Source organism: Microbacterium luteum (assembly GCF_015277875.1).
Taxonomy (GTDB): Bacteria; Actinomycetota; Actinomycetes; order Actinomycetales; family Microbacteriaceae; genus Microbacterium; species Microbacterium luteum.
In genome coordinates, this window is sequence record NZ_CP063814.1 from 2,813,460 (window position 1) to 2,825,746 (window position 12,287).

Sequence of the window (12,287 nt, forward strand, 5' to 3'; positions counted from 1 at the left end):
GACATCCGCAACCCCCTGCACGCTCGGCCGCGCAGCCTCTTGAGTAGACGAGGACGAAAGGGGAACAGTCACGATGACGACAGAAGAATCGACGAACCGCCACGACGACAGCGCCGCGCCCGGTCCGAACGAGGGCACCCGCGGCGCCGGCTCGGAGTCGCCGGAAGAGGGCGAAGCCGCGATGGATGCCGCCGAAGAGGCCACGGTCGACGACCGCGGCGAGGACTGACCGCACCCGGGTGCCCGCTGCAGAACGCAATGCGGGCCCGCCACCCACCGGGGTGACGGGCCCGCATTGCGGCTGGGCGAGGATCAGGCGTCGAAGCGCGCTCCGGCCGGGTCGCTGTCGAGCACGAACAGCACCAGCAGGATGATGCCGCCGACGACCGGAATGAACCCGAGGAACCAGAACAGGCCCGAACGATTCGTGTCGTGCAGACGGCGCCACGAGAGCGCCAGGGTCGGCACGATGATCGCGAGCCACCAGATGACCAGCAGTGCGATCCCCACACCGAACAGCGGGCCGGGCGCCGACGCACCGGTGGCCGAGTCGATGCTCGCCCCGGCGAAGCCGCCGATCGCGGTGATGATGTAGAGCACCGTCACGATGATGATGTTCGCGAGGTACCACCACCAGAACTCGCTGCGGCTCGCGCGGCCGCTGAAGGTCGCGTACTTCTTCCAGAAGCGCGTGAAGGCCTGCCCGAACGACGCACCGTAGAGCGGCTGCGACAGCGAAGGCGAGGCGGGAACGTTGGTCACGGATATCCCCCAAGAGATCGGATGCGGATCCGCCCAATCGGGCGGCATCCCTACTGTGCCCGACACGTGGGCCGACTCGCAGGATTGTGACGCGACCCAACACGAATTCGGCGTTGCCGGCACGCGACGTCCCGGCACGCGACCTCCCGACACGACTCAGCGGTGCAGATGCGCGCGCTGGCCCTCGCGGTCGAACACCATGACGAGCTCTGCCGGGGCGTCGAGCGCCGTCATCGCGTGGGGCGTCATCGTCGAGAACTCCGCCGCCTCACCCTCGCCGACCTCGATCCGCCGCTCCCCCAGCTGCAGCAGCACGCGACCCTCCAGCACGAGGAACCAGTCGTATCCCGGATGCACCCGCGGAGCGGGCAGGGCGGCTTCGGGTTCCAGCCGCATCTTCATCGCCATCGTGCGCCCGTCGACGCGATTCAGCGCCCACGTCGTGCGGCTGCCGGAGCGATGCTGCGTGGGACGGATCACGACGTCGTCATCGTCATCGGCGTGGAAGAGGGCATCCAGACTCACCTGCAGCGCGCCGGCGAGCGGCACCAGCACATCCAGACTCAGCGTGCGCTTGCCGGTCTCGATGCGACTGATCGTCGACGCGCTGAGATTGCTCCGCGCCGCGATCTCGTCGAGCGAGTAGCCGAGGGTGGTGCGGATGCTGCGCAGGCGAGCACGGGCGAGCTTCTCGACGTCTGCGGTCACCATGGGATCAGTATGCGCCGCCCTTGCGAATTGTGCAAGCGGGCATCCGGAATCCGCCAGGCGAGCCTACGCTGTCGACATGGGCCACGACCACGATCCGCACACCGGCGCCGCCGCACACACGCCGCCCGCACACACCCCACCCGCGGTCAGTGCCGCCGCGCACACCCGGCCTGCAGAGGGTGCCGCCGCACACACCCCACCCGCGCACAGTGCCGCCGCGCACACGCCGCCCGCCATGACGCGCCGCTGCGACGTCGCCGTGATCGGCGGGTCGGCCGCCGGCCTTGCCGGCGCGCTGCAGCTCGCCCGCCAGCGCCGGTCGGTCATCGTCGTCGACGACGACACGGCACGCAACGCCCCCGCCGCGCACATGCACAGCTACCTCGGGCGCGAGGGCGCACCGCCGGCCGAGCTGCGCGCGATCGGCCGCGAGGAAGTCCGCTCGTACGGCGGCGAAGTTCTGTCCGGGCGCGTGCTCGATGTGCGGCGCGACGGCGACCTCTTCCGCCTCGAGCTCTCCGGCGGCAGCGCGCTGCTGGCGCGACGGGTGCTCGTCGCATCCGGCCTGACCGACGAGCTGCCCGAGATCGACGGGCTGCGCGAGCGGTGGGGACGCGAGGTCATCCACTGCCCCTTCTGCCACGGCTGGGAGGTGCGCGACCGCCGGGTGGTGCAGATCGTGACGACGCCGATGGGGCTGCATCCGACCCCGCTCATGCGGCACCTCACCGACCGGCTCACCGTCGTCGTGCACGATGGCGCCGGCATCGATCGCGACGCCCTGCAGACTCTCGCCGCCTCGGGGGTTCCCGTCGTCGAGACCGCGGTGTCGCGCGTCGCCGACGCCGACGGCGCCCTCGGGATAGAGCTCGTCGATGGCCGGATGCTCGCCGCCGACGCCGTGCTCGTGGGATCGCGCTTTCATGCCCGGACCGGCATGCTCACCGGCCTCGGCCTGCAGGCGACACCCCACCCCAGCGGTCTCGGCGAGACGCTCGCGGTGGATGCCACGGGCCGCACCGCCGTCGACGGCGTCTTCGCCGCGGGCAACGTCGCCGACCCGAGCCTGCAGGTGCTGCCCGCCGCGGCGAACGGCAGCCTCGTCGGCGCGCAGATCGCCTTCAGCCTCGCCGGCGACGATCTGGCCTCGGGCGCCCGCCCCTCCGGCGTGGAGGTCGAATGGGACGATCGCTACGGCGGCGAGCGCGTCTGGAGCGGCAACCCCAACGGCACGCTGGTCGCCGACGCATCCGACCTCGTCCCCGGTCGAGCGCTCGACGTCGGCACCGGCGAAGGAGCGGATGCGCTGTGGCTCGCCGAGCGGGGATGGCACGTGACCGCATCCGACGTCTCCTCCCGCGCCCTCGGGCGGGTCGAGGAGGAAGCCGCGCGCCGCGGGCTCGACGTGCGCACCGTGCACGCGGATGCGAACAGCATCCACCCCTACGGCGCGGAGGAGTACGACCTCGTCTCGCTGCAGTACGGATCCTTCGCCCGCACACCCGAGGGCCGCGGCCTGCAGGCGCTGCTCGGTGCCGTCGCACCGGGAGGAACGCTGCTGGTCGTCGCACACGAGCCGTCGTGGGCGCTCGAGCAGAGCGATCCGGCGGCGCACACGCGCATCTTCGATCCGGCGGCGTACGTCGGCGTCGACGAGATCGCCACTGCACTCGCGGCCGACGGCGGCTGGCGCATCGAGGTGCGCGAGACGCGGCCGCGACCGGCCGGAGCCGCCAGCGGCCACCACGTGGAGGATGTGGTGCTCCGCGCCGTGCGAGCGCCGTGACAGAGTGGAAACGTCTGTCTGGTAAGACAGAGTGTCTGTCTTCTCTCATGGGGGTTTCATGCGTCTTTCGGTGATCGGGTGCGGGTACCTGGGTGCGGTGCACGCGGCGGCGATGGCCTCGATCGGTCACGAGGTGGTCGGGATCGATGTCGATGAGCGGAAGATCGCGTCGCTGTCGAAGGGTGACGCGCCGTTCTTCGAGCCGGGCCTGCAGGAGATCCTCACCGAGGGCATCTCGTCCGGACGCCTGTCGTTCACGACCGACATGGCCGCCGCGCAGGGCGCGAAGGTGCACTTCATCGGTGTCGGCACGCCGCAGCAGGCCGGCGGATACGCCGCCGACCTCACCTACGTCAACGCGGCCGTCGACGGCCTGCTCCCCTACCTGTCCGAGGGCGACCTCGTCGCGGGGAAGTCGACCGTGCCGGTCGGCACCGCCGCGAACCTCGCCGGCCGTGTCGCCGAGACCGGTGCGACGCTGGTGTGGAATCCCGAGTTCCTCCGCGAAGGCTGGGCCGTGCAGGACACCGTCGACCCCGACCGGCTCGTCGCCGGCGTTCCGTCCGAGAACGGTCATCCCACCCCCGAGGGAGAACGCTGCGCCGATGTGCTCCGCGAGGTGTACCACACCGCCATCGCCAAGAACACGCCGTTCATCGTCACCGACTACGCCACCGCGGAGCTCGTGAAGGTCTCCGCCAACGCGTTCCTGGCCACGAAGATCAGCTTCATCAACGCGATGGCCGAGATCGCCGAAGTCACCGGCGCCGACGTCACCACCCTCGCCGACGCGATCGGCCACGACGCCCGCATCGGCCGCAAGTTCCTCGGCGCCGGCATCGGCTTCGGCGGCGGCTGCCTCCCGAAGGACATCCGTGCATTCAGCGCCCGCGCCGAAGAACTCGGCAAGGGCGAATCGGTCGCGTTCCTCCGCGAGGTCGACGCGATCAACCTCCGCCGCCGCGACCGCGCCGTCGACCTCACCGTCACCGCCCTCGGCGGCACCGTCTACAACAAGAACGTCACCGTCCTCGGCGCCGCGTTCAAACCCCACTCCGACGACATCCGCGACTCCCCCGCCCTCGACGTCGCCGTGCGCCTGCACGGCCTCGGCGCGAAGGTCACCGTCACCGACCCCGCCGCGATCGAGAACGCCCGCCGCATCCACCCCCAACTCGACTACGTCGAAGACCGCGACCAGGCCCTCACCGGCGCCGACGCCGTCATCGTCGTCACCGAATGGGACGAATGGCGCCGCGACCTCGACCCCGCCCACGCCGCCACCCTCGTCACCGGCAAGGTCGTCATCGACGGCCGCAACTGCCTCGACGCCACCGCCTGGCGAGGGGCCGGCTTCGAATACCACGGCATGGGCCGCCCCTGACGCGACGCCCGCGGACGACGGCCTTCGCCGCCGGCGCCCGCCGCCGACCCCCGGGCGGACGGAGCCGTTTCCCCTGTCCATGTGCCCCAACTCAGGCTCCAACGACGTAAAGCGCCATCTGGGAAACCTCAGGCACTCGCTGAGCCTGAGTTAGGGCCGGATCCGCGGGTGAGCCGGCACCCGACCCAAAGCACCGGCGGCATCGACATGGCCACCGGCACGACGCCCAGGTTGGGCGTGGGCAACCACCACCCGCGTGCCCTTACTCAGGGCGCGAAGGCCTGCCGGGCCGAATGCGAGCCGGTAAGACCTTCTCAGCCTGAGTTGGGGCACGTCAGCCGCGCGACTCCGCCCTCACGTCACCTCGACGCGCCGGAAGCAGCGCCCTTCGTCTTCGACTCGCCGGAACCGGGCCCCTCGTCGCCGGCGGCGGGATCGTCATCCGCGGGCTCGTCAGACGCCTCCGACACCTCGACGGTGCCCGACCGCTCGACGCTCCGCGACGCCTCGGCGTCTCCCGAATCCCCGGACGGGGCCGGATCCGCGACCTTGAGGCCGTCGGGGCGGATGAGCTCGCGCACCTCGGCCATGAAGCTCGTCATCTGCTGCTGCTGCCAGCGCAGCTGCCGGGCACGGTCTTCGGCGTCGCGCAGCACATCGTTGCTGTGTCCGGTGACGGTGTCGACGATCTTCTGCGCCTTCTCGCGCGCCCGGTCGATGGTCTGCTGCGCCTTCACCCGCGCGTCGGCGTCGATCTGCTGCGCCTGCGCGCGCATGAGCCGCTCGTAGTCCTCGGCCTTGTTCGAGATGCGCTGGGCGTGCTCGAGGGATGCCGCCACCTGTGCGTTCGCGTCGGACGTGATCCGCTCGGCGTGCGAGACGGCCTGGTTGTGGAGCACGAGGAACTCCTGCTGGGCGTCGTCCTGGCGCCGCGTCAGGGTCTCCTCGAACTCGAGCACGCGCGCGTTCATCTCCCGCACGGCCGCCTCGGCCTCGGTGCGCATGTCGGTCGTCTCGCGGGTCACCATCGCCCGCAGCGCCGCCGCACCCTTCTCTGCCTCGGATCGAATGGCCTCCGCCTCGCGCTCGGCCTGCAGCACCTTCTCCGTCGCGTGCGCCGCCTCCCGCTCGAGGCGCGCCTCGTGCGCGGTGTACTCCGTGTCGATGCGCAGCCGGTTCTGATCCGAGTCGTGCTGCGCTTTCTCGACGATCGTCGCGGCGTCGTTCTTCGCCTCCGACCGAACACCCTCCGCCTGCTCGCGTGCGGCTTCGAGCAGGCGCTCGGCCTGCGACGCGGCGTTGCGGATCAGCAGGCTCGCCTGCTCCTCGGCCACGCGCAGCACGGCCTCGAACTGCTCGCGGTCGTTCGCGACGCCCTCTTCGACCGGGGTGCCGGCGAGTTCCGCGGTGAGCGCCGTCACCTTCGTCTCGGCCTCACCAAGCTGCGCGGTCGCGGCGGCGAGATCGGCTTCGAGCTGGGCGTGCGCCTCCTGCTGCTCCGAGCGCAGCTTGTCGAGGGCCGCGGCGTTGTCTGAGACGAGCTTCTCGATCTCGGCCTGCTGCTGCGCACGCATCTCGTCGAGCGAGTCGCGGCGCGACTGCTCGGTGGCGGCGAGCTCGTTCTGATAGCGCTGCACGCGCGCCGTCAACTCCCCGATGGCGTCGTCGACCTCGCGGCGTTCGTACCCGCGGAACGCCACGGTGAACGCGTTGCCGCCCTCACCCGACCCGCCGCCCTGGTCGCTCTGCGAAGACAGAAGCTCATCGAATGCATCGTGTCGGACGTCGTCGGACATGCGGAACCTTCCAGCGAGGAATGGGGAGGATGCCGGCCGGCGAGCCGACCCCTCCACCCTGCCTCATCGACCCGCTCTTCGCCCGGGGAGATTCCTATGAGATGCCGCAGAGCCCGCACGTGCGAACCCGACACGGCCCCGCTAGCGTGTGAGGCATGAGCCGTCCTCTCGGAGTCACCCTCGTCGCAATCGTCGCCTGGCTGATCGGGTTCTTCCAGATCATCGGAGCGATCTTCGGCATCCTCGGCGGACTGCTCATCACCCCGTCGGCGCTGCTCGCCTGGATCAGCCTCGTCGTCGGCGTCGTCACCCTCGCCGTCGGTGTCGGCCTGTGGCGCGGCAACAACACGGCCCGCATCATCGCCACCGTCGTCTTCGTCATCAACATCGCCCTCGAGATCATCGGCATCTTCACCGGCGAGGGGCTGTTCGCGGGAATCTTCGGATCGGTGCTTCCGCTGATCGGACTGCTGCTGCTCTACACCAGCTCCGCCAGCCGCTACTTCCGCTCTTAGGCGGGCACCCAACGCGTCGCACCCACACCGCGCGCGTTCATAACTCCTCCTCTCCGGACCGGGTATCGACCTGAGGGCGCCCAAAACGCGCATTCACGTCGGTTGTTGAGGAGTTGTAAACCTCGCCCTATTCGCATGAGGGTTGTAGATCGCAATCTATGCGCTTAGACTCCTGGGAGCCATCGCAATCTATGCGCATAGATCCACAGCCGGATCAGCCCGATTCAAGGAGGAACACGTGAAGCTCAAGACCGCTCTCGGGGGTGTCGCGGTGCTCACCGCCGCATCCCTCACCCTCACCGCGTGCGGACGCGCGGACGACACCGCCTCCGGCCCGTCCGAGGCCGTCACCCTCGACGACAGCCCCGCCGAAGGCACCATCACCGTGTGGGCGATGGGCGCCGAGGGCGAGGCGCTTCCCGACTTCGTCGCGGCGTTCGAAGAGGCGAACCCCGACGCGACGGTCGACGTCACCGCCATTCCCTGGGATGCCGCGCACAACAAGTTCCAGACCGCCATCGCGGGCGGCACGACACCGGATGTCGCCATGATGGGCTCGACGTGGATGGCCGACTTCGGCGACGCGTTCGCCACCGTCCCCGACGCGATCGACACCGCCGACTTCTTCCCCGGCGCCGTCAGCACGACCGAGTTCGACGAGCGCGCCGCCGGTGTGCCGTGGTACGTCGACACGCGCGTGCTCTACTACCGCACCGACCTCGCCGCCGAGGCCGGATGGGACGAAGCCCCGACCACGTGGGACGAGCTGAAGCAGATGGCCACCGACCTGCAGACCGAGGCCGGCAGCGAGTGGGGCATCCGCCTGCCCGCGGGCGCGGACTCGTTCCAGGGGTCGATGTGGATGCCGTGGTCGGCCGGCGCGGAGCTCACCGACGGAGAGTCGTGGACCCTCGACACCCCCGAGATGGCGGAGGGGCTGGAGTACTACCAGAGCTTCTTCGACGAGGGGCTTGCCGACCCGAACGCCGACTTCTCCTCGGGCGCGACGGAGTCGGAGTTCGTCTCCGGCGTCTCCCCGATGGTCGTGGAGGGTCCCTTCCTGCGCGGCTCGCTGGAGCTGGCCGCCGGTGAGGAGTTCGCCGACCAGTACGCCACCGCGGTGCTGCCGGCCGACGAGGAGTCGGTGTCGTTCAGTGGCGGCGCGAACCTCGTCGTCTTCGACGGCAGCGACAACGCCGAGTCGGCATGGAAGCTCGTCGACTGGCTGAGCCAGCCCGAGACGCAGGTCGCGTTCTACGAGGCCACCGGTGACCTCCCCGCCGCGCAGCCGGCCTGGGACGACCCGGCGCTCGCCGACGACGCCAGCCTCGAGACCTTCGGCACGCAGCTCGAGACCGCCAAGGCCCCGCCGGTGACCACCAGCTGGGTGCAGGTGGCCGCGAAGGGCGACCAGGCCCTCGAACAGCTCCGCCGCGGCGACGGCGACATCGCCGGCGTGCTCGCCACCCTTCAGGCCGACGCCGACGCCGACGCCATCGGCCTGGAGTGACCTGACCCATGTCGACCTCGACACTCGTCGCTCCCGGGGCCCGCACGGGCTCCGGGAGCCCGGGAACCCGCAAGGGCGGGCTGCACGATCGGCAGCGCAAGCGTCAGGCCCTCATCGCATGGGGCTTCGCACTCCCCTTCGTCGCCGTCTTCGCGGTGTTCATGCTCTTCCCGATCATCGGGTCGTTCGCGATGTCGTTCACCGACTTCACCTCACGCGACATCCAGAGCCCGTTCGCGGTGAACGTCGTGTGGTTCGAGCAGTACCTCACCCTCTTCCAGGATCCGCGGTTCCTCACCTCGATGCGCGTGACGGCGGTGTTCGTGCTCGTCGGCATCCCGCTGACGATGGTCGTCGCCCTCGCCCTGGCGCTCGCGCTCAACAGCGGTCGCGGCAAGATCGTGTCGTTCTTCCGCGTCGGCTACTACGCCCCGGTCGTCACGAGCATCGTCGCCGTCGCCGTGGTCTGGCGCTACATCCTGCTGCCCGACGGACTGCTCAACTCCGCCCTCGCACTCGTGGGCATCGAGGGCCCCAACTGGCTGAACGACACCACGTGGGCCCTGCCCTCGCTCATCGTCATGGCGGTGTGGCGCAACGTCGGCACCCTCATGATCATCTTCCTCGCGGGCCTGCAGGCCGTGCCCGAAGACGTCAACGAGGCGGCGACGATGGACGGCGCATCCGCGTGGCGACGCCTCGTGTCGGTGACCCTGCCGCTGCTGCGCCCCACCCTGCTGCTGGGTGCCGTGCTCATCTCGGTCGGCTACCTGCAGTTCTTCGAGGAGGCGTTCGTGATGACCCGCGGCGGCCCCCTCGACTCGACCCTCTCGGTCGCCTACTACACCTACCAGCAGTTCGGATTCGGCGAGTACGGCCTCGCCTCGGCGGCCAGCTACGTGCTCTTCCTCGCGATCGCCCTGCTGAGCCTGCTGCAGTTCCGCCTGCTCCGATCGAAGGACTGAACCGATGACGACGACCGTCCTCGACCGTCCCGTGGATGCCGCCGCGGCCGCATCCCCCACCCCGCCCCGCCGGCGCAGGCGCCGCGGCTTCGGACCCCGCGCCCTCACCTACACGGTGCTCACCGTGGGGCTGGTGCTGTGGCTCATCCCGTTCGTGTGGATGCTGCTCGGCTCGCTGAAGACACAGGGCGAGATCCTGCAGCGGCCGCCGACATGGCTGCCGCAGAACCCGACGCTGGAGAACTTCGCGGCCTGGTTCGGGCCGCTGGATTTCTGGCAGTTCTTCGCCAACAGCGCGATCGTCGCCGTGTTCACCGTGCTCGGCAACCTCGTGTTCTGCTCGATGGTCGGATACGCGCTCGCGAAGATGGAGTTCCCCGGCAAGCGGCTGCTGTTCCTGCTGGTGATGGTGACCCTCATGGTGCCGGGCGTGGTGACCTTCGTGCCGCTGTTCGTGATGGTCTCCTCGCTCGGCCTGGTGAACACCTACCCGGCGCTGATCCTCCCGTTCGTCACCGCCCCGGTGGGCGTGTTCCTCATGCGCCAGTTCATGCTCGGCATCCCCGAGCCGCTGCTGGAGGCGGCGCGCCTGGACGGGGCGGGCGAGTGGCGCATCTTCACGCGCATCGTCATGCCGCTGTGCGGGCCGCCGCTCGCGACCCTCGGCATCCTCACGTTCCTGTCTTCGTGGAACAACTTCCTGTGGCCGCTCGTGGCCGCCCAGACCGAGGAGATGTACACCCTCCCGGTGGCCCTGTCGCTGTACTCGACCGGGCAGAACGCCACGAACTACGGGCTGCTGCTGGCAGGGTCCGTGCTGGTGATCACCCCGATCATCGTGCTGTTCGTGTTCCTGCAGCGCTGGTTCATCCGCGGCGTCGCGACCACGGGCCTGAAGTGACCGGCCCGGCCGCGCCGCGCATCCCTGTTTCCGACCCGAGACCCCTCTCTGGAGCCCTTCCGATGCAGCCCACCCTCTCGACCGCACCCGACGGCACCCGGTTCCGCGACCTCAACGGCAACGGGGTGATGGACCCCTACGAGGACCCTCGCCTCACGCCGGAAGAACGCACCGCCGACCTCCTCGCGCGCCTGTCGCTCGAGGAGAAGGCGGGCCTGATGTTCCAGACGGTCATCGAGCTCGGCGACGACGGCGATCTGCTCGAGACCCCCGGAGCGATCTCGAAGTCGCCGACCTCGACGGTGATCCTCGGCAAGGGGATGAGCCACTTCAACGTGCACCACATCCCGACCGCACGGGCCGGCGCCCGCTGGAGCAACAACCTGCAGCGGCTGGCCGAGCAGACGCCGCACGGCATCCCCGTGACGATCAGCACCGACCCGCGCCACGCGTTCGTCGAGAACACCGGGGTCGCCTTCTCGGCCGGGCCCTTCTCGCAGTGGCCGGAGCCGATGGGCCTCGCTGCCCTCGACGACCTCGAGGTCATCCGCACCTTCGCCGACGTCGCCCGGCAGGAGTACTGCGCCGTCGGCATCCGTGCGGCGCTGCACCCGCAGATCGACCTGCCGACCGAGCCCCGCTGGGGACGCCAGGCGCAGACGTTCGGCTACGACGCCGAGCGCGTATCGCAGATCACCGCCGCGTATCTGGAGGGCTTCCAAGGCGACGCGCTCGGGCCGGAGTCGGTCGCGTGCACGACGAAGCACTTCCCCGGCGGCGGACCCCAGCGCGACGGCGAAGACGCGCACTTCCCGTACGGCCGCGAGCAGGACTACCCGGGCGGGATGTTCGAGTACCACCTCGCGCCGTTCCGCGAGGCGATCCGCCGCGGCACGGCGGGGATGATGCCGTACTACGGCATGCCGGTCGGCCTCGAGCGCGACGGGCGGCCGATCGACGAGGTCGGGTTCGCCTACAACCGGCAGATCGTCACCGACCTGCTGCGGGAGGAGCTCGGCTTCGACGGCGTCGTGGTCACCGACTGGGAGCTCGTCAACGACAACCACGTCGGCGACCAGGTGCTCCCCGCCCGCGCGTGGGGTGTCGAGCACCTCGACGCGACGGGGCGCATGCGCATGCTGCTCGATGCCGGCGTCGACCAGTTCGGCGGCGAGGAGTGCGTGGACCTGCTGCTGGACCTCGTGCGCTCGGGAGCCGTCGCCGAGGAGCGCCTGGATGCGTCGGTGCGGCGCATCTTGCTGGTGAAGTTCCAGCTCGGCCTGTTCGACGATCCCTACGTCGACGAAGACGCCGCGGAGCGCATCGTCGGCAACGCCGCCTTCCGAGAGGCCGGCACCCGGGCCCAGGCGGAGTCGGTCACGGTGCTCGTCGACCGGGAGGAGACGCTGCCGCTGTTCGCCGCACCCGGCGCGCGGATCTACGCCGAGGGCCTCGCCGATCATGCCGTCGCCGCGTACGGCGAGCGCGCCGTGCGGCCCGAGGAGGCGGATGTCGCGATCGTGCGGATCGGGGCGCCCTTCGACCCGCGCGACGACCTGTTCCTGGAGAAGTGGTTCCACCAGGGGTCGCTGGAGTTCCCGCCCGGACTCGCCGTGCGTCTCGCGTGCATCGCCGATCAGGTGCCGCTCGTGATCGTCGTGAACCTCGATCGCCCGGCCGTGCTCACCCCGCTGCTGCCGGTCGCATCCGCCCTCGTCGCCGACTACGGCAGTTCCGACGAGGCCGTGCTCGCGGCCCTGTCGGGCCGCATCCCGCCGCGTGGCGTGCTGCCGGTGGAGATCCCCCGGTCGATGGATGCGGTGCGCGCGTCGGCGACGGATGTTCCCGACGGCACCGCCGACCCCGTCTTCCCGCGCGGTTTCGGCCTGCGTCCGGTGGCGCCGGCTCCGGTGGCGGCGGCCCCGGAGCCGGTGGCGGCGCGTCAGTAGGATCTCCC

The 12,287-nt window shown here is 70.2% G+C and carries 11 protein-coding genes; 8 read left to right on the forward strand and 3 right to left on the reverse strand.

What is annotated here, in order from left to right; translation table 11 throughout:
• Positions 1–73: 73 nt before the first annotated feature.
• Entirely contained in the window at positions 74–229 is a 156-nt protein-coding gene (locus IM777_RS13730) for a hypothetical protein (RefSeq protein WP_176759454.1), read from the forward strand.
• 83 nt (positions 230–312) lie between these two features.
• On the opposite strand, the gene IM777_RS13735 is transcribed toward IM777_RS13730, so the two are convergent.
• Positions 313–762 (reverse strand): DUF805 domain-containing protein, encoded by a 450-nt coding sequence (locus IM777_RS13735; RefSeq protein ID WP_194383769.1) that lies wholly within the window; start codon positions 760–762, stop codon positions 313–315.
• Between the two features lie 156 nt (positions 763–918).
• A complete protein-coding gene (locus IM777_RS13740; RefSeq protein WP_071045609.1) occupies positions 919–1,473 on the reverse strand; it encodes a helix-turn-helix domain-containing protein in 555 nt (184 codons plus the stop codon).
• 76 nt (positions 1,474–1,549) lie between these two features.
• On the opposite strand from IM777_RS13740, the gene IM777_RS13745 reads away from it, so the two are divergent.
• A complete protein-coding gene (locus IM777_RS13745; RefSeq protein ID WP_228480821.1) occupies positions 1,550–3,259 on the forward strand; it encodes a bifunctional NAD(P)/FAD-dependent oxidoreductase/class I SAM-dependent methyltransferase in 1,710 nt (569 codons plus the stop codon).
• 58 nt (positions 3,260–3,317) lie between these two features.
• On the forward strand, positions 3,318–4,643 hold the full coding sequence (locus tag IM777_RS13750; protein WP_071045608.1) for a UDP-glucose dehydrogenase family protein: 1,326 nt from the start codon (positions 3,318–3,320) through the stop codon (positions 4,641–4,643).
• A 359-nt stretch (positions 4,644–5,002) separates the two neighbouring features.
• Here IM777_RS13750 and IM777_RS13755 read toward each other — a convergent pair whose 3' ends face one another.
• Positions 5,003–6,439: a coiled-coil domain-containing protein gene (locus IM777_RS13755; RefSeq protein ID WP_194383770.1), complete on the reverse strand. Its 1,437-nt coding sequence runs from the start codon at positions 6,437–6,439 to the stop codon at positions 5,003–5,005.
• Between the two features lie 155 nt (positions 6,440–6,594).
• Between IM777_RS13755 and IM777_RS13760 the strand changes: the two genes are divergently transcribed.
• The 5 genes from IM777_RS13760 to IM777_RS13780 all read left to right on the forward strand — a co-directional run bounded on the left by IM777_RS13760 (position 6,595) and on the right by IM777_RS13780 (position 12,279).
• A complete protein-coding gene (locus IM777_RS13760) occupies positions 6,595–6,954 on the forward strand; it encodes a hypothetical protein (RefSeq protein WP_194383771.1) in 360 nt (119 codons plus the stop codon).
• A 238-nt stretch (positions 6,955–7,192) separates the two neighbouring features.
• Entirely contained in the window at positions 7,193–8,464 is a 1,272-nt protein-coding gene (locus IM777_RS13765; RefSeq protein ID WP_194383772.1) for an extracellular solute-binding protein, read from the forward strand.
• Between the two features lie 8 nt (positions 8,465–8,472).
• Positions 8,473–9,429: a carbohydrate ABC transporter permease gene (locus IM777_RS13770; protein ID WP_071045604.1), complete on the forward strand. Its 957-nt coding sequence runs from the start codon at positions 8,473–8,475 to the stop codon at positions 9,427–9,429.
• A gap of 4 nt (positions 9,430–9,433) precedes the next feature.
• The gene (locus tag IM777_RS13775; protein ID WP_194383773.1) at positions 9,434–10,330 is read left to right on the forward strand and encodes a carbohydrate ABC transporter permease; all 897 of its coding nucleotides are present in this window, start codon (positions 9,434–9,436) and stop codon (positions 10,328–10,330) included.
• Positions 10,331–10,392: 62 nt separating this feature from the next.
• Positions 10,393–12,279, forward strand: coding sequence for a glycoside hydrolase family 3 protein (locus tag IM777_RS13780; RefSeq protein WP_194383774.1), 1,887 nt, complete (start codon positions 10,393–10,395; stop codon positions 12,277–12,279).
• Positions 12,280–12,287 lie beyond the last annotated feature (8 nt).

What these genes read in the sequence shown, in the direction of transcription:
- IM777_RS13730 (WP_176759454.1), top strand. Translation starts at nt 74, where the DNA reads ATGACGACAGAAGAATCGACGAACCGCCACGACGACAGCGCCGCGCCC.
- IM777_RS13740 (WP_071045609.1), bottom strand. Translation starts at nt 1,473, where the DNA reads ATGGTGACCGCAGACGTCGAGAAGCTCGCCCGTGCTCGCCTGCGCAGC.
- IM777_RS13745 (WP_228480821.1), top strand. Translation starts at nt 1,550, where the DNA reads ATGGGCCACGACCACGATCCGCACACCGGCGCCGCCGCACACACGCCG.
- IM777_RS13750 (WP_071045608.1), top strand. Translation starts at nt 3,318, where the DNA reads ATGCGTCTTTCGGTGATCGGGTGCGGGTACCTGGGTGCGGTGCACGCG.
- IM777_RS13755 (WP_194383770.1), bottom strand. Translation starts at nt 6,439, where the DNA reads ATGTCCGACGACGTCCGACACGATGCATTCGATGAGCTTCTGTCTTCG.
- IM777_RS13760 (WP_194383771.1), top strand. Translation starts at nt 6,595, where the DNA reads ATGAGCCGTCCTCTCGGAGTCACCCTCGTCGCAATCGTCGCCTGGCTG.
- IM777_RS13770 (WP_071045604.1), top strand. Translation starts at nt 8,473, where the DNA reads ATGTCGACCTCGACACTCGTCGCTCCCGGGGCCCGCACGGGCTCCGGG.
- IM777_RS13775 (WP_194383773.1), top strand. Translation starts at nt 9,434, where the DNA reads ATGACGACGACCGTCCTCGACCGTCCCGTGGATGCCGCCGCGGCCGCA.
- IM777_RS13780 (WP_194383774.1), top strand. Translation starts at nt 10,393, where the DNA reads ATGCAGCCCACCCTCTCGACCGCACCCGACGGCACCCGGTTCCGCGAC.